Genomic DNA, 24176 nt, shown 5'->3' with positions numbered 1-24176 from the left:
TTAAGTCCTTTTTATTTTCCCACTTCGTGTTTTCTCAATTGTAGTTGTAAAATTAATTATACGGGGAATTTTATAATCCTGGAGTATAGTTCTGAGATACTCACGCAATTCTTTTTCGGTACATTTAAATCTACAAACGACATCTGCTATTAGTATATTCCCAATAACAGGATTAGGTTTCCCCCAAACCCTTGCTTGCTCAACAGCCGGATGATTACATAATGCTTCTTCAATTTCTGAAGGATTTGCATTATAACCCCCTACATTTATCACTTCATTATCTCTACTAACAAAAACAAATTCCCCTGTATTTTCATCTACAATTTCAACCAAATCACCTGTATCATACCAATAATCAGAATTATCTTCCAATCCAATTAAAGAGCTATGGATATATAATTTATTATGCTCAATTTTGCATATTTGAGGATTAGTTATTCTAAAATGATCATTATCTGACTCCAAGACGGAGCCAGCTTCAGTAGAAGCATAAATGTTTCTTAGTTTTGCATTAGGGAATGCTCTAAGTAAATTATTTGATAGGTTTGCATCAAATCTTTCCCCCCCGGATGTTATTCGCCTAATACTAGGATAATATTTGTCTATTGGCATTAACATTCTATAAAAAGTAGGTGTTGCAGAAATATTGGATATTTGATATTTTTCAATTCTATTAAAAATTTCGCTTTTACTTACATTAAATAGATCAATTATAGTATTTCCATTAAAAAGTGCTTGGAAAAAAACTTGAATTCCAGCTATATGAGTAGGATTATAAGCAAAACCCCAGATATCGGATTTATGCTTTTCAGAAATCCGAACAAATCTGGTAAGATTACCAATTGTATGAGTAACTCTTTTGGGTATTCCAGTAGTTCCAGATGTGAAGAGGGTAAGTTTCCAATCTTCATTGTTATTTATTTTATTTAGTATGTTCTGAAAATCTGTAATTGGCTGGTGGTTGATATGCTCATAACTATTTAGTTCATTGTTATCTATACCCAAAGAATTTAATTCTATATCAGTAAAATCATTATCTAAGAGAATAAGATTTTGTCCAAAAATAATGCTGGTTATAATCTGTAGAAATATAGAATAAGTATCTGGATTATAGCAGTATCTATATAACTTAGTGGTATTATTAATGTCCTCAATCAAGTTATGGTAGGTAAACTCTGTTCCATTTTTAGAAATAAAGAAAATATCTTCTTTCATTTAGATATCTTTTCCAATATTTCACCAACAGTATTAACAAAGCTATCTGCAAAAACATCTATTCCTGTTTCTTTTTCAATTTTTACAGTTAATTCTGCAAGATCAAGAGAATCAAAGCCAATATCAGTTCTTAAATCCATATTTTCTGATATGCTTTCCAAGGGAGGCATACCATTGTTTTCTCGTACATTGTTGATAATATTTTGTAATATGCTAATCATCATCTCTCCTAGATTTTTAGTATTTACTATTAATTGAATGCTAATAAAAACAACTTTCTTAGATACTGTCTTTTAACCAAGATTCATAATATTCTTTACAAGTAATAAAGTCATAATTCTTTTTAACAAAATATGTAAGATGCCCAGTATAAAGCTTTAATGCAGTAGAACCCAAGTTAATTAAGTTCAATTTTCTACGAATTTTTTCAGCGAATAAGTAACTAATTGGATTCTGAGAACTTCTATGAACTGAATCATTATTACTTTCTTCTATCATTTTATTGGGAAGTGTCAAAAATATAGGGAAATGACCAAACACCTCGGCTTCCCAACATAATAATTGTCCACTTACTCTTGTAAATTCAGGTGCTAAACGAAAGGTAATTGCTATATATAGATATAAATATAAAATAACATTTAACATTATAATATTATTCTCTTAAAATGAAGAATAAATAATGATTCCTTGTAACAATATTACCATAACATTAACCTAATAACAAGAATAATTAAATTTATCCTTCATTTATATGATTTCTATTGGTCTAATAATAACATTGACTTAAGGCGCTTTCTTTCTTTACCTTCCGTATTTCTATGGCTTATGCTCCTTAATTGTGACCATTGTTTAGCAAATCTAATTTTATTATCAATATAAAAGTTATTCCCTTTAGATATACCAATCCTTGGAACCATATAATTATTAATTTTACCATAAATTTTTTGGGAAGAAGTAGAAAATGCCAGTTTTATACCTATTTCATTTAGAATTCTTATCTCTCTTTCTCCAAAATCAAGACCTGGCTGTCCATTGGGAAAAGCAAAATAATCTATATTATGACCAATCATATCTTCTAACATTTTTATTGAATCTTTTATTTCCAATTCAGAAACCTTATCTGATTCATTTATTAAGATAGGGTGGTTATTTGTATGAGAGCCAATTTCAACTAGACCGGAATTATTTAGTTCTATCAATTGTTCTTTTGTTATATTCATATATGGTTCTTCTTCAATCCTATTCTCACTTTCATAATTCTCAATAAGTTCCAGGATAATCTTAACAGGAATTGATTTTAGTATTGAATAAACCGAAAAATCTGTTATAGGGTTACTAAATCTATATGATACTTTCTTGCAAACATATTGATGAAAATCATTATTATTTAATTTTCTTACACTTTGAAACCAATAATTTGTTTCTTCTTCTATAACTTTAGGAGATACAAATAAAGTTGCAGGAATTTGTAATTCATATAATACTGGATAAGCATTTTCAAAGAAACTCCTGTGTCCATCATCAAAAGTAATATGACACAAACCAGTAGAATGGATATTTTCATAAAGTTGATCAGCATTTACGAATTTATATTTCTTTCCCAAATGCACTAATACTTCATTAAACCATACGCTACTATGTATTTCGTGAAACATAACAACAATACTATAATTCATAATTCATACCAATCCTTATTACCATAGAAAAAATCAGCATCGGAATCAGCAAATGTTACAAATATTGATTTCCTCTGTTTTATTTGTTGTTTTGAAAGATTTATTTTTACATTAGTAACTATTTGGCCATTAGAGCCAAATTTAATATAATGATTATGTTTTAATGCTCTGTCAACATCAGAAAAAGAACTCAAAGTTATGATCCCATAATTATGTGATTTTTTTAAAATCTTACTAACTGCCTTCAGCAATGGTTGTAAAGTATTTCCTCTATACTTATAATCTACGAGTAACAAAAACGGAAATCCTTTCCAGATAACATTTCTAATAATAAAATACGCCTTAGTTCCTGATTCATCACCATAAGTGTATGTAGTAAAAACTTTAGGATAAGAACCAAATCTCCAAGACAAAAATTCTTTATCTCTTGAAAACTCTATATAATTATTATTTTCAAATTCCCAGTTTATATCAGAAGGATTACTTTTCTTTTGAAAACAAACACCTCCAATATTAATTATATTCGGATAATAATCACTTATGGTACGAGATCGTAAAGGATGTTTTATTACTATAGATATTGCAAATTTCAAAAGATTAGATAACGACCTAAATCGTATGTACTTATAATAATCACTTATATGCTTTTCTCCAAGAAGTAAATGTAGTTTGAACGATATCGGTGATAAACCCATACCAAAATGATCATCTTTAAGTGCTTTTTTAGCAAGAAACACACCTGCAGCGCTTCCTCTTGATGCCTCTTCTACAATATAATCCATTCCCCAAAAGGCATCAAAGAGTTCTCCATCTATATAGTATTTACAAGGAATTCTTTGAAACTGTCCAATAAATCTTTCATTTTTATCTTTTGCTACTATTATAGGATAGAAAGTATCATCAGTTCTGCTTATATATGGATGATGTAATTTGTAAAGAATACTCTCTTCCAATCCTCTACGCAAAGGATACATTTTCTTATTAAATTCAACAAATTCATCTATTTCATTATTCTTTAGATAAAACATAAAATCTCTACATTATAAAGTAATTGAAAAATAGTTTAATGGACTATTCTCTTAAATTCTAATTTTACCTCATTGCCAAAGTTTAAGATATATCCTACTTTGATCCCTCTTGCACTTAGATAATTTATTATTTGTGCGCAATGCATTGAATGAATTATATTACAAGCTTTGAGCTCCAGTATAATTTTACCTTTTACAATAATATCATCAATATAATCTCCAACAATTTTATCTCTATAAAAAACTGGTATAGGAACCTGATAAACATAACTAATATCTTGATATTGAAATTCTACACATAAAGCTCGTTCATATACTTTTTCCAAATATCCGGCTCCAAGCTCTTTGTGAACAGCAATTGCACAACCAATAATTCTATCACTCAGCTCCATCTCATATATCATATTTTTTTTACCTTCTCTCCCCTTACTTTAACATTATAAAAATTATTCGGTACCTTCGGTGTTCTCGGTGGCTTAAATTTTTGTATTGTTAATCATTTTTCGGTGCCTTCGGTGTTCTCGGTGGCTTAAACTTTTGCATTGTTAATTATTTTTCGGTGCTTTCGGTGCTATCGGTGGCTTTATCTCTTTCCTCAAACCATTTATCCAAGACCATTACTACTCTTTCAGCCGTTTTTCCATCCCAATGTTTAGGTATTTTCCCTTGCTTTACTTTTCCTTCAGTAATTTCCAAGGATTTATTCACAATACTTGTAACATTCAAATCTACCAGCTGATTCGTTCCTTCTGATATTGTGATCGGTCTTTCTGTATTTTCTCTTAAAGTTAAACAGGGCACTCTAAAATAGGTTGATTCTTCTTGAACTCCACCAGAGTCAGTTAAAATCAATTTTGCATTCATTTCCAATTTAAGAAAATCAAAATATCCCAAGGGCTCGGTAAAGATAATATTTTTACTGGAATTCACATAATTTGATAAACCAAAATTTTGAATGTTCTTCTTAGTCCTGGGATGCATTGGAAAAATTATCTTTATATGCTTTCCAATCTCTATTAAAGAAGTCAGCAGCATCTTTAATCCATCACATTCATCAACATTGGAAGGTCTATGTAAAGTAACTAAGGCATAACTTTCATCTTGACTCATAGTTAGTTTATCAAAAATATCAGATAATTCTGCTTTCTTTTGGTGTCTAATTAAAGAGTCAATCATTATATTCCCAACAAAATGAATCTTCTCTGGATTTATCCCTTCTTTTATTAGATTCTCATTTGCATCAAGAGATGGTGTTAGCAGAATATCAGATATTCTATCCGTTAAGACCCTATTTATTTCCTCTGGCATTTGTTCATCATAACTTCTTAACCCTGCTTCCAAATGAGCAACCGGAATCTGTAATTTCTTCGCTACCAGCGCACAGGCAATGGTAGAATTTACATCTCCCGCAACTATAACTAAATCTGGTTTATCTCCTGCTAGAATCAAATCTTCATATCGTTCTATTATTCTGGCTGTCTGTTTCCCCTGTGTTCCTGAACCTACATTTAAATAGGCAGATGGCTCAGGCATAGCTAAATCATTAAAAAAGAGTTTGGACATTTGTTCATCATAATGCTGACCTGTATGTATTATCTGGGGTTCATATCTATTACTAGACAACGATAATTCTCTATAAAGAGGTGCCATTTTCATAAAATTAGGCCTTGCACCTACTATCAAATGAATCAATCTCATAACGCCTTGTCAAATTCCTTAGCTCTTATTTTCATATTCATTCCAAATTTATAATTTCTTTTCCCCTATTTATATTTTTTCGTTTGTTTCTGTGGTTTCGGTGATTTCGGTGGCTTCGGTGGCTTTATTTAAATCTACCAAAATCAAAATCCTTTGCCTTAACCTCTTTTACCGATTCAGGATAATTTTCCACAAACCAAACCAAGAATTCAGTAACATCAATTTTATCGGCAAGTAAATTATTTCTTTTGGTTATAAGTTCTTGTTTAGCATAAATGTTCGTAGCAATTTCTTCTGCTTTTTCTATAGCTTGTATTTGATCTTGTTCTGATTCTGTATAAGTGTATAGCAATTCATATTTAGCTAAATCATTTGTATAGCCTAATTGGCTATCATTTATGTAAAAAGAAGGGGTACCGAGAACTGCACTCTCAGAAGCCATTGTACTACTTTCTCCAATAAATAGATGAGCAAAAGCTAAAGCATTATGCATTTGTTCGGGAGGAATATTAATTTTATACTTTTTTAACTCATCTGGTAATTCCGTTTCTGAAGATATAAAAACTCGTAAGTGTTTTGATAATGTATTAACTAATTTGATTTTATTCTCATAAGAAATACCCTTATGACCTATATCATGATGGGCATTCCAGGCAACAAATCGTACAATTGCATATTTTTCTCCTTTTTTTACTTCTAACATTTCTAATACTCTTTCATCCGGAGTAAATACATTAGGATGTAAATATGCGAGTTCCTTATAGCCAGGGAATCTGATTTGTTTTGATCCATGATTACGATAATAGGAATCTGATGTTAAAACTACAGTAGCAAAAGGCTCAGAAATTAAATCAAGTAATCTCACATTCTCGGTATCAGTCAATGTTATATGCGGTTTCTTTAATAAAAAACTCGTATACCCTGAATAAGGGGATACTCTACTAAAAAAAATATCCGGTTTAAAATTTTGTGCAATTTTTATCATCTTTAATGTTAATTTAGGAAGAGAGATAATTTTTTTATATATTTCTTTTTGATTAACTCCAAATATTAAATAAGGCAATCTATAATATTTTAATAGTGATATTGCACAATCCTTGTCTTGAGTAATAAATAAAACTTTCCACCCCTTTTTTTCTAATTCCCAACATAGATGTTTAAATAAATGAACATGAGCTGGATGTCCAATTTCAATCATAATATGATTATTCAATTAGATGCCTCTTCTTTTTAAAATTGAAATCATTTTATTCAATAGTTCAGCAGTCATGCTCTCATTCAAAGGAATACTAAGCAAATTATCATGTATTAAAGAGTAATTTTTATAAGCTTTTCTATCTATTTCAAATTGGGGAATTAATTTTTTTTGATATAATTCACCAAACTTATGAGATAAATGCATACACTCAATCCCATCTTTTCTTAATAACCTAATAAGATTAACAGATTGATAATCTTGATTTACTGTATATAATTTAGCGTAAGACGATATATTATTATCTGAATATTGAAAAATATATTTTGATTTATTTAATTGTATTTTAATTAAATTAGCTATAGATTTTCGTTTGTCAATTAATTTTAACATTTTTTGTAATCTAACGACAAAATATTTTGAATAAAGTCTAGGGGGTTTTATTAATTCTTTACGAAGTTCTACAGACATTTGATTTTTTATATTATTATTTAAATGGTGATAAATACTCACATAAATATAATTTATTTTTTTTAACACATTATATATAATAAATAAATTAGAGGATAATAAAGCACTAGAAAGTATTCTATAAAATATTTTATAATATTTTTCTCTAGGAAATGACATTTGTATTTTTTGTGCTTTATTAAACCATTCTTCATTATTAGTTGCAAATATACCTCCACCTATCCCATAAAGATTTTTTGTGAGAGAAAAACAAGAAATATCACCAAAACTTCCTGAAATTATTTTATTATTAAAACTGCCAAAACCCTGAGCACAATCTTCAATAAGAATAAGTTTATAATCGTTAGCTATTTTCCTTAATGAACGCATATCACAAGGGAAACCTCCGAAGTGTATAGCTTGAATTGCTACGCTTTTTTTTGATATAGACGCTGGGATTGTTGATGGATCAATTGTCCAATCATCTTTTTTTATATCATTAAAATATATTTGATTCCCTGAAGCTATAATTGGTAATAATGAAACTTTACAGGTTAAAGGTGAGGTATGAACAATACCTTTTTTCTCAATAGATTGATAAGCTAAATATAGTGCACTCCTACAGGATGAAGTAATCAATACATATTTCTTACCAGTCAATTTTTTAAAATAATTACATAATTTATCTTCGGCATTTTTACAAAATATCGTTTTTAAAAGATCAGCTACAGAAAAATGAGGAGAATAGTAAGGTATCATCTATTTTTTATAAACTTATTTATCATAAGTCCATACTTTACGAAAGGAATAGGATCTTTAATATCCCAACATGCTTCCTGAAAATGTCTGTATGTTTTTAAGACATTTATAGGTTTATCAAGTTTTTTAAAGATATTTATTACAGAGTAGACGAAATCAGTATAGATATTAAGCCATATTTTATCTTTTAAATAATCTGTTACCTGAGGGATCTTTCCATCATACATATAATCATATATAATTTTGGGATAATTAATACCGCATTTAGCTGAGAGTCCTACCCACAGCCAAGTTCTGGCATTAATTTCAATAAGTTTAGGAATTTTATCCCTACTATCTCTTAGCCATTCAATCTCACAGACTCCCGTATAATTTAATGCTTGGATAAGTTGTTTACTAAGGTTCAACATTTCTTCATCAAAGACACTCTTTGCACAAGTAGCAGTTCCAAAAGTTACAGGATGTTCACGAACCTTAACCCCCATCCAATATGTATAGACAGTTCCTTTTTCTGCAAAAACAGTTACAGAAACGGTCTTATGTACATTAGGGATAACTTCTTGAATTAAATATTCTTCTGGTTTAGCTTCTTTCAGTTCCTTTTCCCAAATATTGATTAATTCATCCGGAGTTTTAATAATAAACGCCTTGTGTTTAAACCGCTTATAGAAATTAAGTCCTTGATTACCTTTTATCAGAATAGGATATCTTAAGTCCACTATCCTGGGATTTTCCAATTCTGGCATAATTGTTGCAGGAATAGGAATTCCCGCCTTATCGGCAATTTGAAGAAGCTTTCGTTTATTATAAATATTTTCTATTACTTCTATATTTTCTGTAATAACTTTATAATACTGGGAAAGAGTGTCTTTATGTTGAGATATATTATAAACTGCATGATCATTGGAGGGGAGCAAAAGCCAATTAGTTAAATTAAATGCTTTGTTTAAGCGGATCAAGAAATCAATAAAATCATCACTAAGATAATCGGGGCATTTATAAAATGCTTTACAATATTTTGAATATTTAGCAACACAATTTTCTTTATCTACGACAATTACAGGGATGTCAGCTTGTCCCAAAAGTCGGGTATTTGCTAATCCCTGAACATGCCCTTCAATAATTAAAGCACCAGGTTTTTTTTGCACTTTATATTCTACCTTATCTTTCTGTTTTAATCATAAAATATATAAATTACTTATCTCAATATTGTCTTTATTATTAATTTTATTTCATCCAAGACGATGATTGTTTCTCACAACTATAAAAAACTCCATTCTTGCTGATTTCAGATATACAAAAATGTATCCTCTATGGAAGATCGCTTCATAGATTGGCTTATATGAACTGTCTGATAACCATATTTTAGTTTCAGAACACCTCTAACTATTATACTATTTATTAAGAACATTCTCATAAATTTCTATGATTCTTTGGGCAATAATTGTGGAATCCAGTCCTAGCTGTATTAATTTCTCTCGTCCTGTAGTTCTTTTATTAAAACTTAAAGCTCTATGTAATTTATCTGCAATATCATTAGGATTTTGAGAAGTTATATAGCAGCCATCCACTCCATCAAGAAGCCATCTAACATCCCCAACATCGGTACATACTATAGGAATATTACACGCCTTCGCTTCTTTAATTATATTCGGTGAACCTTCCCATTTTGATGTCAACAAAAGCACATCACAAGCATTTAGATAAAGGGGAATAATTTCGTGTGCAATAGAACCTAGTGTAATCAATTCAATTTTCATTGATATAAGTTTTGGATCTCTTTCTATAAGCATATTATAAGAAGATTTTGCCAGTGAGAAATTTTTAACTTTTCTGTTGGGATCGGCACCAAAAAGAACGATTTTACCGTCCTGCTTCCAGCCAATTTTCTTTCTGCATTCATTTTTGTCCAATGGCTTAAAAATTTCCAAATCAACTCCATTAGGAATTACTACAATTTTATCAATTCCCATTTCTTTTTTCATATCCTCGGACTTAGCAATTGTTTTCTGCCATTTATGCTTGATAAAATATCTAATTAATAATCTCCATAACCCGGATTCTTTTACATCACTTCCCATTAGTGAGCAAATAACTCTTTTCTTTGTTGATAATGAGCTTACAACTCCACAAAAAGAATAATGAGCATGAATAATATCATAATTACCCTTATTAATAAAACTTTTTAATTTTGGAATATTTGAGATATATCCCCCAATACCTTTCCCTTTAATAAGGTAATAATCTATTGTGTGCCCCAATTTTCTTAATGATTCTGCCTGTGCATTTATAAAAGGAGAAATATCAAACTTTGGAGAATTTCCGCTACATACAAACAAGATATTCATAAATAACGTTCTTTAATTGTATTTATCCAATAAGTTAGAGAGAGAATATCAGAAGAGAAATAAGATTCTTTCGGAATATTATTAATGTATTTAATTTCAGACGGAATGTTCTTTAACAGATTATTATAAAATATACTATCAGTATCTCTCGTAAAAAAAGCATCTACGCTATATTTAGATTTTTTGATATATTTAAGGTAAAATATCTTCAATTTACCTTTTAAAGATAAATAATCTGCTATACTAAAACCTCTGGTTGAGGGGTAGACAGATAATGAAGGATAATTATTCATTACCAATTTTGTATATAATTCTATAGATAGTTGTTTGGTTTTTAAAGATGGTTTTTTAAAAGGGAATAAATTTCCCGCATAGATAGTTGTTAACCAGGTTTTTATAAATTCATAATCTATAAAAGGAGAAAGGCATAAAAAATAATCGTTATAACTACTAGCTTCATTGCCAAAATATTTTCTGAGATTTATTTCAAACCGGAAAGCCAAATATTTATCCTGTAATTGATCATAATCTTCAAACAAACATTTTACGCGATCAATTCTATATTTAAAATCTTTTAGACATTGCAAATTGGAAAAAACGGGTATTTCAAAGATTGGTGAATTTGCATAATTTTGCCCTACTAATTCACTGGAAAAATTACTTGTTATCATAGCTATTGCATTTTCGTTAATAACTGTTCCGCCTTTTGGTCTACCATATTTTAACACTTCGTCTCCGAAAATGCCTGATAATAAATATTTTGAATGTATAGCTAAATTTTTAATTGTATATAAATAATGAGTTCGTTTATAATTCCTGGTTCCGCTGGAAAGTTCAATTGTGTTCTTTGCTTCAGTTAGAAAGTTTCTTTCCAAATATTGATTATCTAAAATATAAGGTGTATATTGCAAGTTCTCAGCTTTGGTTATTAATTGGGGAACAATAATATCTAATGAATCTAATGATCCAAAAGAATAGCAATATAATTGATCTCTATAATCGGGCATCAAATATGATAAAACAACTCTGGTATCCCAACCACCAGTAATTGAGAAGGCAATTTTGTTACTTAAAGAGGAATATTTTTTTATAGCATTATCTAAGGCAAAATTAATTGCTTCAAAACTTTGATTTTTGGATAAATGACTTGTGTTATAATCGTTACCTATTTGCCAATACTTACTCTGTTTCATCTTGCCATATTCAATTTCTAATAACGTCGCATTAGGAAGAGTAAACACATCTTTTATATATGTGTTATCAGTTATAGGATAACCAAAAAATAAATGTTCTGCTATAGTAACATTATCAAACTCAATTTTAGACATATAACCAGATGATAATATGCCTTCTATTTTTGAACTGAAGATTAAATATTTATTATTATAATAATAGTATAGGGGATAAAAGCCAAAGCGATCATTAGCTAAAAGACATTTTCCGGATTTCTTGTCATATAAAAAAAGATTATAACTTCCATTAATAATTTCTAATATTTTATTGCCATATTTTTTATATAGATAGGGTATATATTCATAATCATTATTTTTATTTAAAGTTGAGTATATGGTATTTAGTTCATTTTTCATTTCTTTCGGTATAAATATATAACCTTCAAGAGCTAAAACTATTTCAAGTTCTTCGTTTATTATTAAATGATCTGGTTCAGATGATGATAAAGGAAGAACCGTAGCACAAAAAACATATAAGTCCCGGTATAATTCATATATTTGTTTTTTGTTAGTTTTTAAAATATCAAGCATACGGTTAAGCATTTTCTCTTCTTTAAATAATAACTCACCTTTAAGCGACACAATTCCTATAATTCCAGCCATATTTATTAATTTCCCAATAAGTTAGCCATAGAATTCATCGTCCCAATCCAAAGTTTACCAGCTTCCCTGAGATCTGCTGCATATATCAATACAGACGGCATAACTTCTGAAATCGTCCAGGAATCAATAGAGGGATGGAACCAGATATGAGCAATTGTTTTTGTTTTAATCGCTTTATCAATCATTTTCTTATATCTGTATATATAATAATCAGCTGACCAATTATAACTTTTCCCAAATGACGAAGTAGAAGGTAAAAAAAGTAAACCATATTGATCAATAATAGGATATGCAAGATCAAAATTCATATTCCTGCGATATATTTTAACATTGTGTTTCTTAAGAATTTCATAGTTTCCAGCTGTTCCCCCTGGAAATACAAAAGAATTTAGCTCCACCCCCCATTTAGAAGCAGCTTTTTTCCAAGCAGTTAATTCATCATCTAACACTTGAGGAGGACAGTTCTTATATGAACAATCAATATGAGAAAAGGTATGACACCCGATTTCATGTTTCACATCAGATTTTAATATCAATTCCATTAAATCTGGAGCATACCAAGCGCTATCTTTTTGATAATTAGAATATGGATCATCGTCAAACCAATCACCGGAAGAGAAACGCCAATGATCGTCAAAGTATGGAATTCTATGCATCCAATTATGATCGCCTTTATTACAGGATTCAAGCATAAGATGACCAACTGTTGCCCAAGTTATTGGTATATTATATTTAGCAAAAAGTTTTAGTAGCACTGGAATATTTTCTCGTTCTTTGTTTGCCATTTTCAAAGGATCAACTTTTCTTTTTGAATATCTGAAAGCCCAAGCCATTTCAAAATCGGCAGATATACATAATCCACCTTCAAAATCAGCAGGAAAATTATTATTTTCTTTTTCATTCTTTTTATAGACAAAAGGTTTATTAGAAAAATCAAAAACGGCTTTGCTTAAATATGCTTTTTGTGTGCTCCCGATGTGAGCTCTTATAAATTTATAAATTTTTCTGCTGTCCTTCATAAGATAACCTAATATACAATTATAGCTTATTTTCAAAATACAATTTAAGTGCAATTTCAAGTTTTAGATCACAACAATTATTTTGGGTGAAATCACCCTCTTCAAAGGTCCAAGTTCCCTGATGTTTAACAAACCTTCCTATCTTATCATTTACTTTACTTAAATAACCATAAGGTATCCCAAAAACACATTGTATTTCATTAACAAGAAATCCTGTGCCAGATTCAAAAATATCCAAACAAACGCAATTAAAATTATTCTGATTACATAAATCCTCTACAAAATCCATTACAGAAATATCAGGAAATCCAAATTGTTTTACTTTGGCACCGCTTGCTTTATCTTTAATTTTAATTTTTTTATGAGCAAAATAGAACTCACCTATTTTAACTATTCTCCATTCATAATTATGGGGAATGAAGGTTTGAAATATTACATATCCAAACTGAGTATTTCTATTTATCTCAAGATAATATTTTAATCTCTTTAAAAAATAACTTGGTTCTCTTATTGATTTTTTTGCCCATTTCTGAGGTGAACCTGTAACCCTGTTGGGTCCAAATCTTCTTCTAATTCCTTTACTTTTAAAAGCATCATTTATATATCGTAATGCTTCATTATATTTTCTAATAATTTTTACACCTGAGCCGGAAGCACCAATAGAAGTTTTTGCTACAAATGGCAATTCAGTATTATCTACAAAGTTTTTTGCTTCATCATAATTATAAAATATGAATGTTTCCGGATGTGGTATATTATGAGCATTTAAGTAATAACTAAGCATCTTCTTATTCTCATAAATAATACTTTCTGTAAAACTGGGAAATGTTTTTAATCTAAACTCATTACAAATTATATACAGACGCTCATCAAACATTGTTTTAAATCTTTCATAAGAACCAGGAGGTTGTATTAGGTAAAAAACAAAATTATCTTTTCTCACTTGTTCCAACCAATTATTTGCGCTTAGATCAATTACTTGATAATCAATATTTCTATTATTACAAGCTATAATCCAATCATCGGCAGTATTGGATAGTTCATTTCTAATTATACCAACTTTTATATTTGTCATTATGTCTCCATATAGCTTATTAGCTAATAAATGAGTAAAATCCTATGTATTACTGATAAATTTCCTTTTCCCGTTTTCCAATATATTTTGAAGTTACTTAATAACTATGTTGCGGATTATATTCTCATAGTTAGCAACCATTACTTCTGTAGTAAATCTTTGTTGGATTATATTATAGGACTGATTTCCCATTAGGAACCTAAGCTCTGGATTTTGAATTAATTTTTTTAAACCACAATATAAGGAATTAATGTCTTTGTATTCAAATAAAATTGCATTATTTTTTACAATTTCAGAAGTTCCACCAGTATTAGAAGCAATAATAGGTAATCCCATATACATCGCTTCCAAAATAGCATTTGAACATCCTTCTCCTTTAGATGAATGTATGAATATATCAGCTTGAAATAAGTATTTCTCAGGATCATCTACTTTTCCTAAAAATTCAATATTTTCTTTAAGTTCCATATCGTTAACAGCCAAATCAAATTTTGACCTTAAAGGTCCATCTCCAATTATTTGGTATTTGAACTTATATCCTTCCTCCTTCAAAAGTTTCAATACTTTAAAAACAGTTAAATAATCCTTATAAGGAACTAAATTAGCGATAGAAATTAATATTATTTCTGCTGTAAAATTATTAGCTTGATTCCTATTTTTCCAACGACTTCTATCAAATTTTGGATCAACTCCATTATATAAAACATAACCTCTATGCAATCTATTTGCTTTTAATCCTGCGTATGAATTTGCAATTATATATTTGGATATATGTAATAAAGACATTCTTAAATAACCACTAAATGTTTTTTTGAATATACCGTGTCTAATACTACCATTAATAACTTTAGTAGAAGTGCCAATAATTGAAAATGAAGATATAATAAAAGGTAAAACACCCCAAGCATAAATAAAATTTGGTTTTTCTGATTTGATAATTTTATGTAATTCTATGATTCTTGCTAAATTATATTTACTTTTTAATTTAATCACCTTATTATTAGTATCAACCAAATAATTACTCTCCAATTCATGTATAGTACATAAATTATTATTTATCCCTTTTGAATAATTTATTATCGTGGCTACTTGTCTTTCTGCCCCCCCTTGCTTAAGAGAACTTACGAAATGAATTACTTTATGCATATCAATAAAATAATCCACGAATAATTCTAATATTGATTATTAGGATGAACCAGATTTACATTAAGCAAATCTTTCAAGATAAAATATTGAGGCATATAATGCCCGCTGTGCCAGATTAAAGTTTTATCCCAGTATCCTGGACACTTATATACAGCATGATCTACATAAGTATAGCTAATTTCACAAATAACAGGATTTTCATCATCATATAAAAAATCATAAGCCATACACTGAAATCCGCATTCTTCTGATGTTTCTAAAGCAATTTTAATCATTCTTTTATCAATGGAATCCATATCATAATCAATTTTTCCACTTCCAGAAGCTCTAAAATCTCTAGTACGATTAAATCTTCTAAAAGCAAAAGCCCTATCTCCAATTACTGTTACCCTTGTATCAAAATTATTATTGGGCAAATATTTTTGGTAATATACATAGTTCTTACTTATCATCCAATATGAACTTGTGTCTTCTCTTAAAAGTTTTCTTTTAGCCCAAATCATCCTATTATGTATATATTTTTTTATGGGAAAATATTTCACTTTCCAAGTTCCAGGAAAAGATGAATCCTTTATTCCTTCTGAAAATGCTTTATTAATTAAATGCCTGGCTTGGTTAGGATTCCGTAATATGGTTACATTAGTAGAACCAGCACCGCCTCGTAATTTCATAACCAATGGAAAATTTGTTTCTTTTATCCAGTTTATTGCTAACTTTTTGTCCCAAAATACCTTGGAATCAACAAATTTCAAATTAAAGTAATTAGCAAGATAATGTTGCTTAATTTTATTATCAAAATGCCATAAAGTATTAAAATTAGGAAATACTGGAATCTTGACATAATTATAGATGATTGGCATAAATGAATCAGCTATTTGTAACATATCAGAAGTGTGCCCAACCTGAAAAATAAAAGCATCAAGTCGTTCAAATTTTTTCCAGAATTGATCATCTTGAATATCCAATATTTTAAAATCAATATTATTATATTCAAGAATATCTATATATCCTTTACTAAATGGTGTTAAACTCTTTTTATGATTAATATGAATACCGACTAGCATTTCTTTCTATTATTTATCATAAATAATTATAAACATTAATTGATGTTCATTTATTTACTTATTAGTTAATCCAATAATATTATAAAGCATTTCATATTGGTTTGCAATTTGATGCCAATTCATTATTCCTTGATTAGTAAGATATGAAATCCCCTTTTGCGTTTTATTTGAATGTATCAATTCCAGCATTTTAATTATTCCTTCTTTTATTGTTGCAGCTCTTAGATCTGGAATCAAAATACCTGTTTCACCATTGTTAATTACTTCTGAAAGTCCTCCAATATTATGAGCTAAAACAGGTTTATTAAAAGTATAGGAAGTAACTGTTACTGCACTGTGAGTAGCATCCGTATAGGAACAAACGGTAAATAAACAATTTTTTATCAATCCTACCAGCTCATAAATTGAGAGGCGTTTATTAATCAAGTGTATTTTAGGTTCATTATTAATAATATCTAAAATATCGGATACATCTCCTTCTCCAGCAATCACAAGATGAAGATCATTATTTTCCTTGCAATATTCCCTAAACCCGTTTACCAAATATATTAATCCTTTATATGGAGATATTCTGCCAAAAGAAAGGATATAATTTTTATATTCAGGTGTTACTCCAACAAATGCTTTAAAATGATCAAAAGTCCCAGATCTGATAGTAAAAACTTTTGATCTCTCTACGGAATAATATCTAGAAAATTCATTTGCTAAATAATCATAATGCTGAATATAATAATCAAAATTATTTACCAATTTTCTATTCATTTTACTTGTATATTTACCCCCTTCTCCAGAATGGGAAATATAATCATGTATAGTTAACACTTTCTTTGCTTTACGGAAAAGATAACTCAAAAATAATGAGTGCCAACCTACTCCATTAAAATGATATATTTGAAATTTATTTTTAATTTTTATATAAGATAAGAACAAATATATACTACTAATTATTACATTTTGTATAGACATTTTCTTCGGAGCTAAATGTAACAACCAAATTTTAAGACGTTGATCTAATTCATTATTTAATTCTGGAGGGAGCATTCTTTCTCTTACATTATTAGTTGTTAAACCATAATGAAAATTCCTAATGTTTTTAGTAAAAGAACTTGCTGAACATACTTCTCCATACGAGAATAAAATTACCGTAACCGAGATATCTGTATATTTGCATAATGCATTAGTATATGCAAATATATTATCTTCATGACTGAAGGCAAATACTACTACATCCATTCAAAAACTACCAGCAAAGTCCTTCATAGTTATTATCGGTAATTGATTCAGAAATATGAATAAAATCAATAAATATCTTATCAGTATGTATTTTTATTAAATTCTGATAATCAGGATATTTGTGATTAAATATAATAAGTTCAGCCCATTCTATTAATTCATCTTCAGTGCTTACTAATATATTTTGTAAATATGGTAATATTTTATCAATATATTCTTTGTTTGCACCAAATTGTAGTGCATTGCTTACAAAATTATCGTAAACAAGAACTTCTAAATCTTGTCTAATTAGATCCTCAATCACTTTAATTATTGGACTATACCTCAAATCATCCGTTCCTTCTTTAAAGGCAATGCCAAATATACCTATCTTTCTTTTCCCCTTATTTTTTATTGTCTTTATGGCATAGTTAATATGGTTCTGGTTACTATCTTCAATAGAATCAAGTAAAGGTGTGTCCAAACTACAATCTTTTGCCAAAGTACTTAATGCTTTAAGATCTTTAGGTAGACAGGATCCTCCATAAGCAAATCCTGGCTTAAAATAATAAGGAGAAATATTTAGGCGAGTATCCAGACAAAATAACTGCATTACTTTAAAAGAATCAATATTTAATGTCTTGCATATTCTACCAATTTCATTGGCAAATGTAACTTTAAGGGCATGATAGCTATTGTTTACATATTTTATAATTTCTGCTGTCTTTATATCAACTGTAAAAAATTCTCCATTGACTTTTGAATACAATTCCCTCATAATATCAACAGCTTTATTATCATCAGAACCAATTAATGTGTAGGGCGGATTATAATAATCCTGAACGGCGGAACCCTCTCTGAGAAATTCAGGATTAGAAACCACTGAAAAATCCCTGTTACGAATTTTATTTGATATTTGAGCTATAATTTCTCCCACTTGGCAATTTGTTCCGGGAAGAACAGTACTCCGAATCACTATTGTATGGTATGATTTTTTTTGCTTTAATGCTTCGCCTATTTGTTTCGCAGTTTCAAAAATATAATCCAAATTCAGATGCCCCTTTTCCGTAGAAGGTGTCCCTACACAAATTATGGATACCTCGCTATTAGATACGGCTTCCATATAATCTGTAGTTGCTCTAATTCTACCTGCTTTATGCTGTTCTTTTAAGATTATATCAATGTCTTTTTCAATAATTGTAGGAAGCCCTCTATTGATTAAATCTACTTTAACTTTATTAACATCTATTCCAATTACTTCAAATCCGTTCTGAGCTAAACATCCTAAACTGACACAACCAACATATCCAAGACCAAATATAGATATTTTCACCACCTTTCTCCTTTATTTATTTTTAGTTATCCTGTTAATATAAACCCAGCGGTAAGGTTAAAAGTATTCATAATCTGTTTACTTATCTGCTCCAACAAAAATCTTTCCTTTTTCATCTTGTTAAAAATAAGGTTAAATCATTTCTTGAATGAATTATCCTTTGTCATTTCTGAGAAAGCAGGAATCTAAATATATTTTAACAAAATAACTGCATTTTCAATATGATAATTATATTACTTATAATTTTAATTGATTAAAAAGCAGTTTTTCTTTAAGCAGACATATATAATATATTGAATTATAGAACATTATCTAGTTTATCATATCCGTGAACCTTTTCCAGATATCCTACATTGATGGACTCATAAATAGACCTGCAGGGTAAATTCTTTGCTATTATTTCTTCTCTGGTAAGGGTTTTCAGATCAAGATCGGGGTAGGACTTCATTGTAGCACGCATAACTTTCATAAAAACATTGGGCCAGGTGCTCATTGCTCTATTTTGCCGACGATTTTTACGATTGAACTGAAAGATATATTCACGGCAGTCATTTAAATAGCCCTCACTCAATTCTATGCGTTTGGCAAAGGCAAAGATATCTTTAATAATATCATTGGAAGGTGTATATTTGGGTATCACTTTCCGGCGGGCAATATACTTATTCAAATGTGAATTGTAGTATATCACTACATCATCCATATTTCCCGTGAAACCGGGAAGCATTAGTTTTACATACGCTTTCATTTTTGTCTCCTTATATATTTCTTTGAGAACAGATAGATTTTTTTCTGCTCTCTAATTATATAGGTGGTGACAAAAATGAAAAAGTGTGACAAATCTATAGTTTTTTGTCCACAAATTTACACGAATTTTCACTAATTATTATAATGTATTATCTATCAAGAGATTGCTTCTATGAAAAATACGGAAAAAATCTCAATCCTCTCAACCTTCTCAACCTTTCTTCTTTCATTTGTGACAATTTGTGTAAATTTGTGGACTGAATTCGTGGACTGGATTATTGTTTGCGGTAGCTATACGCTAACCTCTCTCGGCAAATTGCCAAATATCGCAAACAAATATTTATCACAATCAAATATGCTACTACCTATTTCATAAGCATTGAGAGGTATTTTTTTGATATACTCTCAATTTTAATATTAGAGCTATTATCATCAATATCTGTCATTTTCCCTTATTATTCTACAAGGATTTCCATAGGCAATAACATTATCAGGTATATCTTTTGTAACTACACTTCCAGCTCCAATTATACAATTACTACCAATCTTTTTACCTAAAGTCACAATAACACCATCGTCAATCAGAGAACATTCTCCGATTCTTACTCCTCCAGAAAGAACCACACCAGAAGCGATATAGGAATGATCAGCAATATAATTATCATGATTAATTTGAGAACCAGTATTAATAACTACATTATTGCCAATAATAGGATTAGGAGTTATTAAGCAACCTGCTTCTATTAAAACTCCTTTGCCTATTTCAGCATAATTAGAAATAACAGCATGAGGATGTATTATATTTATTGGTTCCCAATCATTTTCAATAAAAAAATTATATAACCTTTTTCTTTGTCCCATATTTCCAATAGCTATAAAGAATTTAGATACATCTTTTTCTTTTCTTATCTTTTTTAGATAGGATATATCAAAATCTTTATATCCTTCAAGAATTTTTGAACCTAAATATTCAATGCCCCATTTTCGATTATCTATATCAAAAAATCCAGCTATCTTATATTCATTCTGACAAACTATATTATAATGAATTACTATGGATTGCTGCCCAGTTCCAACTATGATAACATTATTCATTGAAACCCGAAAAAAATGTTGATTGTATTATTAAATCTCTATATTCTCCATTTTTATATATATGCTTTACTAATTTACCTTCTGTGATAAATCCAAGTTTAGAATATAAAGATCTAGCTTTAACATTAATATCCAAAGTATATACATAAATTTTTCTCAAACCTAATACACTTTTGGCATATTGTAATAATAAATTAACTGCAATTTTACCATATCCTTGTCCCCAATAATCTTTATCACCAATATATATATACATTTCTGCATTTTTGTTAAATTTAGATATATTTGTTAATCCAATTACTCCAATTGCTTCATTATTATCAGATATACATATTACAAAATCAGTCCTTGATTCGTCGCCTTGTATTCTATCAAGCCAATAATAACCACTTATAAGCGATACTGGATATTGAATTATAAGCATAGAGGATATTTCTTCATCATTAAGCCACTTTGTCCTTTTTGGAATATCTTCTTTTTCTATAGGTCTTAAATAAATATTATTATATTTTAACATAACAACCTCGTAATTTAAATATTCAAAATATATTATTTAGTTATTTCTATAACTGCTTGGGACATTAACTAATTTGGATTCAATCTTTTCTGATATTGGAATTTCTGTTGTCAAGCAATGATTAAACATTTCCAGTTTGTTCATCAGAATCCAAGCAGGACGACACCTAACTTTTTGTGCATTTGCTTGTTCCAGAAAAGCATCTCTTTCTTTCATATCTTTTAGGAGAATAGCATTTAGCCAATAGTTAGAAATGCAATCTTCGGGTTCTGTAATAAAATTAATATCAGTAATTGTTTGAAAGAAGTCCTGATAAATATGCGCCGTTTCTCTTTTGTTTTTAAGAATTTCCGGTAACATTTCCATTTGCGCACAACCCAAAGCAGCATTTATATTTGGCAGACGATAATTATAGCCGATCATATTATGTTCAAACTTCCAGGGATGTGGTTTTTTCGCAGTTGTGGTAAGATGTTTTGCCAGGGGACCAAGTTCATCATCATCAGTTAAAATCATCCCTCCACCACCTGTAGTTATTGTTTTATTTCCGTTAAAACTTAATATTCCCAATTTCCCAAAAGTGCCTGTATGCTTACCCTTATAGTAACTGCCAATTGATTCTGCAGCATCTTCCACAACGGGAATATGATAGCGATTGCATATTTCCACAATACTATCCATTTTGCAGGGATGACCAAAAGTGTGCATAGGAACGCAAGCAGATATGCGTTTTTTATTAATTTTGTGATAGGGTTTATAAGGTTGAGAAGGTTGAGAGAGTTGAGAGGGTTGAGGGTCTAAACCTTCTAAACCTTCCTCAACCCTCTCAACCTTTAACTCCACATTTTCTTGTAGCCAGTTTGCTAATGAATCAGGAGACATTCCTAAGGTATCAGGATCAATATCTACAAAAATTGGCTCTGCACCACAATAGGATATAGCATTACAAGTTGCTATAAAAGTAAGTGGTTGAGTTATTACCAGGTCACCTTCTTGGACACCGGCAAGTTTTAAAGCAATATGCAAAGCAGAAGTTCCATTCACTGTAGCAATGGCATATTTAGCACCGGTAAAATCCTTGATCATCTCTTCAAAACGATCCACATATTTACCGACGGAAGAAACAAAAGTGCTTTCTATACAATCCAGAACATATTTCTTTTCATTACCCCCAAAATAGGGTTCGTGAAGAGGAACGGTTTCTCTATTGGGATAGAGGGAACGGATGAAGTCGATTATATATTGATAGACCATATTATTTAGATTGAGAGGGTTTAGAGGGTTGAGATGGTTGAGAGGGTTGAGAGGGTTGAGAAGGTTTATTTAAAGCGGAATTGCGAAGTTGATTGATTTGATAAGAGATTTTATCAATTGCCTCTCTGATGTTATTATATTTCTCTTCTTTTATAAACCCTAAATCAAAACAAAGCATAAGCTGACAAAGAACTTCCATCAAACTTGCATAAGCTGTCTGATAGAAATGACTCTGATCTTTATTGCCAGCTCTTGATGCACCTTCAGCAATATTTGAACTAACTGATACAATAGCTCGTTGCATTTGTGAGCTCAAACCAAACTTTTCTTCGGAAGGTAATTGTTTTGTAAGACAATAAACTTGTTTAACCAATTTTCTGGAATTCTGCCATACACTTAACTTTTCAAAACCATATTCTCTCATTATCTCAACCTTCTCAACCCTCTAAACCCTCTCAACCCTCTCAACCTTCTCAACCTTTATTATTCGTGAACTAAAGATTATAGATTCCCGGTTTGTATTTTGCCAGGTTTTGTGGATTTATAAACCATTCCACCGTTTTTTCCAATCCTTCTTTGATGCTATATTTGGGTTCATAACCAGTTAATGCCTTTATTTTTCTATTATCACACCACAGACGAAAGACCTCTGATTTTTCAGGTCTTATACGCTGTTCATCAGTAATAAGTTTAACATCACTATGCATTATATCCTTAATCAATTCAAAGGTCTCTTTTATGGAAATTTCATAGTTGGAACCAATATTCACTGTCTCGCCAATTGCTTTATCACATTGGACTAATAAAATAAAGCCCCGGCAAATATCTTCTACATAGTTGAAATCACGAGTTGGAGATGCATCTCCCAATTTAATTTCTTTTACACCACTCGCAATTTGAGTTATTATTGTAGGAATCACTGCTCTGGCAGATTGTCGGGGACCATAAGTATTAAAAGGACGCACAATAGTTAAAGGAAGTTTAAAGGAATTATAAAAACTCATCGCTATTGCATCAGCCCCAATTTTACTGGCACTATAAGGTGATTGAGGTTGCAAAGGATGTTTTTCATCAATAGGGACATATTGTGCTGTACCATAAACCTCACTGGTGGAAGTAACTAAAATTCTTTTCACTCCATTATCTTTAGCTGCCTGGCAAATATTTAAAGTCCCTTTTACATTCGTCTCAATATAACTTTCCGGTGCAATATAAGAATAAGGAATAGCTATTAAAGCAGCCAAATGAAAAATAACATCTATGTCTTTGCTTATTTCTCTGCAAAAATTAGGATCTCGGACATCTCCACATACAATTTCCAAACCTGAACTTGGTTTAATATCTTCCAACCAACCCCAATAATTGAAAGAATTGTATTGAGACAAAGCTCTTACCTTGTATCCCTCTTTCAATAATGCTTCTGTAAGATGGGAACCGATAAAACCATCAGCACCGGTAACAAGAACTTTCATATTTTCCCTTTTCTTTATCCACGAATTTTCACAAATTTACA

At 29.9% G+C, this 24176-nt stretch carries 24 protein-coding genes; all 24 read right to left on the bottom strand.

What is annotated here, in order from left to right:
- On the bottom strand, positions 1-1215 hold the full coding sequence (locus tag CLOAM_RS03235; protein WP_015424425.1) for an ANL family adenylate-forming protein: 1215 nt from the start codon (positions 1213-1215) through the stop codon (positions 1-3).
- Positions 1212-1439, bottom strand: coding sequence for an acyl carrier protein (locus tag CLOAM_RS03230; RefSeq protein ID WP_015424424.1), 228 nt, complete (start codon positions 1437-1439; stop codon positions 1212-1214). The genes CLOAM_RS03235 and CLOAM_RS03230 overlap by 4 nt, the downstream gene beginning before the upstream one ends.
- Positions 1440-1494: 55 nt before the next feature.
- Positions 1495-1860, bottom strand: a complete 366-nt coding sequence (locus tag CLOAM_RS03225; protein ID WP_015424423.1) for a hypothetical protein — start codon at positions 1858-1860, stop codon at positions 1495-1497.
- A gap of 113 nt (positions 1861-1973) precedes the next feature.
- Positions 1974-2891 carry a polysaccharide deacetylase family protein gene (locus CLOAM_RS03220; protein WP_015424422.1) on the bottom strand — a complete coding sequence of 306 codons (918 nt, stop codon included), beginning with the start codon at positions 2889-2891 and terminating at the stop codon, positions 1974-1976.
- Positions 2888-3919, bottom strand: coding sequence for a hypothetical protein (locus CLOAM_RS03215; protein WP_015424421.1), 1032 nt, complete (start codon positions 3917-3919; stop codon positions 2888-2890). The genes CLOAM_RS03220 and CLOAM_RS03215 overlap by 4 nt, the downstream gene beginning before the upstream one ends.
- Before the next feature lie 35 nt (positions 3920-3954).
- Positions 3955-4323, bottom strand: a complete 369-nt coding sequence (locus CLOAM_RS03210; RefSeq protein ID WP_015424420.1) for a GxxExxY protein — start codon at positions 4321-4323, stop codon at positions 3955-3957.
- 145 nt (positions 4324-4468) lie between these two features.
- The gene (wecB, locus tag CLOAM_RS03205) at positions 4469-5617 is read right to left on the bottom strand and encodes a non-hydrolyzing UDP-N-acetylglucosamine 2-epimerase (RefSeq protein WP_015424419.1); all 1149 of its coding nucleotides are present in this window, start codon (positions 5615-5617) and stop codon (positions 4469-4471) included.
- A 124-nt stretch (positions 5618-5741) separates the two neighbouring features.
- The gene (locus CLOAM_RS03200; RefSeq protein WP_015424418.1) at positions 5742-6830 is read right to left on the bottom strand and encodes a DUF354 domain-containing protein; all 1089 of its coding nucleotides are present in this window, start codon (positions 6828-6830) and stop codon (positions 5742-5744) included.
- Positions 6831-8021: a DegT/DnrJ/EryC1/StrS family aminotransferase gene (locus tag CLOAM_RS09015; RefSeq protein ID WP_015424417.1), complete on the bottom strand. Its 1191-nt coding sequence runs from the start codon at positions 8019-8021 to the stop codon at positions 6831-6833.
- Positions 8018-9169 carry a carboxylate--amine ligase gene (locus CLOAM_RS03190; protein WP_015424416.1) on the bottom strand — a complete coding sequence of 384 codons (1152 nt, stop codon included), beginning with the start codon at positions 9167-9169 and terminating at the stop codon, positions 8018-8020. Before CLOAM_RS03190 ends, CLOAM_RS09015 begins: the two co-directional genes overlap by 4 nt.
- 246 nt (positions 9170-9415) lie before the next feature.
- Positions 9416-10369 (bottom strand): glycosyltransferase, encoded by a 954-nt coding sequence (locus tag CLOAM_RS03185; protein ID WP_015424414.1) that lies wholly within the window; start codon positions 10367-10369, stop codon positions 9416-9418.
- Positions 10366-12204, bottom strand: coding sequence for a class II glutamine amidotransferase domain-containing protein (locus CLOAM_RS03180; protein WP_015424413.1), 1839 nt, complete (start codon positions 12202-12204; stop codon positions 10366-10368). The genes CLOAM_RS03185 and CLOAM_RS03180 overlap by 4 nt, the downstream gene beginning before the upstream one ends.
- A 5-nt stretch (positions 12205-12209) precedes the next feature.
- Positions 12210-13223 (bottom strand): polysaccharide deacetylase family protein, encoded by a 1014-nt coding sequence (locus tag CLOAM_RS03175; protein ID WP_044279198.1) that lies wholly within the window; start codon positions 13221-13223, stop codon positions 12210-12212.
- Between the two features lie 19 nt (positions 13224-13242).
- Entirely contained in the window at positions 13243-14298 is a 1056-nt protein-coding gene (locus CLOAM_RS03170; protein WP_015424411.1) for an ATP-grasp domain-containing protein, read from the bottom strand.
- 93 nt (positions 14299-14391) lie between these two features.
- Complete coding sequence (locus tag CLOAM_RS03165) at positions 14392-15444, bottom strand: glycosyltransferase family 4 protein (RefSeq protein WP_083774675.1); 1053 nt, start codon at positions 15442-15444, stop codon at positions 14392-14394.
- A 26-nt stretch (positions 15445-15470) separates the two neighbouring features.
- Positions 15471-16508: an ATP-grasp domain-containing protein gene (locus CLOAM_RS03160; RefSeq protein WP_015424409.1), complete on the bottom strand. Its 1038-nt coding sequence runs from the start codon at positions 16506-16508 to the stop codon at positions 15471-15473.
- Positions 16509-16562: 54 nt separating this feature from the next.
- Entirely contained in the window at positions 16563-17741 is a 1179-nt protein-coding gene (locus tag CLOAM_RS03155; RefSeq protein WP_015424408.1) for a glycosyltransferase family 4 protein, read from the bottom strand.
- Positions 17742-17748: 7 nt separating this feature from the next.
- Entirely contained in the window at positions 17749-19053 is a 1305-nt protein-coding gene (locus CLOAM_RS03150; protein ID WP_044278880.1) for a nucleotide sugar dehydrogenase, read from the bottom strand.
- Between the two features lie 298 nt (positions 19054-19351).
- Positions 19352-19798 carry a hypothetical protein gene (locus tag CLOAM_RS09805; RefSeq protein ID WP_015424406.1) on the bottom strand — a complete coding sequence of 149 codons (447 nt, stop codon included), beginning with the start codon at positions 19796-19798 and terminating at the stop codon, positions 19352-19354.
- 431 nt (positions 19799-20229) lie between these two features.
- Entirely contained in the window at positions 20230-20892 is a 663-nt protein-coding gene (locus CLOAM_RS09260; RefSeq protein ID WP_015424405.1) for an acetyltransferase, read from the bottom strand.
- Entirely contained in the window at positions 20885-21409 is a 525-nt protein-coding gene (locus CLOAM_RS03135) for a GNAT family N-acetyltransferase (protein WP_015424404.1), read from the bottom strand. Before CLOAM_RS03135 ends, CLOAM_RS09260 begins: the two co-directional genes overlap by 8 nt.
- 36 nt (positions 21410-21445) lie before the next feature.
- Positions 21446-22663 carry a LegC family aminotransferase gene (locus CLOAM_RS03130; protein WP_015424403.1) on the bottom strand — a complete coding sequence of 406 codons (1218 nt, stop codon included), beginning with the start codon at positions 22661-22663 and terminating at the stop codon, positions 21446-21448.
- Between the two features lies 1 nt (position 22664).
- On the bottom strand, positions 22665-23087 hold the full coding sequence (locus CLOAM_RS03125; RefSeq protein WP_015424402.1) for a four helix bundle protein: 423 nt from the start codon (positions 23085-23087) through the stop codon (positions 22665-22667).
- A gap of 70 nt (positions 23088-23157) precedes the next feature.
- Positions 23158-24135, bottom strand: coding sequence for an NAD-dependent 4,6-dehydratase LegB (locus CLOAM_RS03120; RefSeq protein WP_015424401.1), 978 nt, complete (start codon positions 24133-24135; stop codon positions 23158-23160).
- Positions 24136-24176 lie beyond the last annotated feature (41 nt).

This window comes from Candidatus Cloacimonas acidaminovorans str. Evry, assembly GCF_000146065.2.
Lineage (GTDB): Bacteria > Cloacimonadota > Cloacimonadia > Cloacimonadales > Cloacimonadaceae > Cloacimonas > Cloacimonas acidaminivorans.
The sequence above is the reverse complement of the archived record's forward strand: the minus strand, read 5'-3'. Positions and strand labels throughout refer to the sequence as shown.

Excerpts from the sequence above, each read along its gene's own strand:
- CLOAM_RS03235 (WP_015424425.1), bottom strand. The coding sequence starts at position 1,215 with ATGAAAGAAGATATTTTCTTTATTTCTAAAAATGGAACAGAGTTTACC.
- CLOAM_RS03230 (WP_015424424.1), bottom strand. The coding sequence starts at position 1,439 with ATGATGATTAGCATATTACAAAATATTATCAACAATGTACGAGAAAAC.
- CLOAM_RS03225 (WP_015424423.1), bottom strand. The coding sequence starts at position 1,860 with ATGTTAAATGTTATTTTATATTTATATCTATATATAGCAATTACCTTT.
- CLOAM_RS03220 (WP_015424422.1), bottom strand. The coding sequence starts at position 2,891 with ATGAATTATAGTATTGTTGTTATGTTTCACGAAATACATAGTAGCGTA.
- CLOAM_RS03215 (WP_015424421.1), bottom strand. The coding sequence starts at position 3,919 with ATGTTTTATCTAAAGAATAATGAAATAGATGAATTTGTTGAATTTAAT.
- CLOAM_RS03210 (WP_015424420.1), bottom strand. The coding sequence starts at position 4,323 with ATGATATATGAGATGGAGCTGAGTGATAGAATTATTGGTTGTGCAATT.
- wecB (WP_015424419.1), bottom strand. The coding sequence starts at position 5,617 with ATGAGATTGATTCATTTGATAGTAGGTGCAAGGCCTAATTTTATGAAA.
- CLOAM_RS09015 (WP_015424417.1), bottom strand. The coding sequence starts at position 8,021 with ATGATACCTTACTATTCTCCTCATTTTTCTGTAGCTGATCTTTTAAAA.
- CLOAM_RS03185 (WP_015424414.1), bottom strand. The coding sequence starts at position 10,369 with ATGAATATCTTGTTTGTATGTAGCGGAAATTCTCCAAAGTTTGATATT.
- CLOAM_RS03180 (WP_015424413.1), bottom strand. The coding sequence starts at position 12,204 with ATGGCTGGAATTATAGGAATTGTGTCGCTTAAAGGTGAGTTATTATTT.
- CLOAM_RS03175 (WP_044279198.1), bottom strand. The coding sequence starts at position 13,223 with ATGAAGGACAGCAGAAAAATTTATAAATTTATAAGAGCTCACATCGGG.
- CLOAM_RS03170 (WP_015424411.1), bottom strand. The coding sequence starts at position 14,298 with ATGACAAATATAAAAGTTGGTATAATTAGAAATGAACTATCCAATACT.
- CLOAM_RS03165 (WP_083774675.1), bottom strand. The coding sequence starts at position 15,444 with ATGCATAAAGTAATTCATTTCGTAAGTTCTCTTAAGCAAGGGGGGGCA.
- CLOAM_RS03160 (WP_015424409.1), bottom strand. The coding sequence starts at position 16,508 with ATGCTAGTCGGTATTCATATTAATCATAAAAAGAGTTTAACACCATTT.
- CLOAM_RS03155 (WP_015424408.1), bottom strand. The coding sequence starts at position 17,741 with ATGGATGTAGTAGTATTTGCCTTCAGTCATGAAGATAATATATTTGCA.
- CLOAM_RS09805 (WP_015424406.1), bottom strand. The coding sequence starts at position 19,798 with ATGAAAGCGTATGTAAAACTAATGCTTCCCGGTTTCACGGGAAATATG.
- CLOAM_RS09260 (WP_015424405.1), bottom strand. The coding sequence starts at position 20,892 with ATGAATAATGTTATCATAGTTGGAACTGGGCAGCAATCCATAGTAATT.
- CLOAM_RS03135 (WP_015424404.1), bottom strand. The coding sequence starts at position 21,409 with ATGTTAAAATATAATAATATTTATTTAAGACCTATAGAAAAAGAAGAT.
- CLOAM_RS03130 (WP_015424403.1), bottom strand. The coding sequence starts at position 22,663 with ATGGTCTATCAATATATAATCGACTTCATCCGTTCCCTCTATCCCAAT.
- CLOAM_RS03125 (WP_015424402.1), bottom strand. The coding sequence starts at position 23,087 with ATGAGAGAATATGGTTTTGAAAAGTTAAGTGTATGGCAGAATTCCAGA.
- CLOAM_RS03120 (WP_015424401.1), bottom strand. The coding sequence starts at position 24,135 with ATGAAAGTTCTTGTTACCGGTGCTGATGGTTTTATCGGTTCCCATCTT.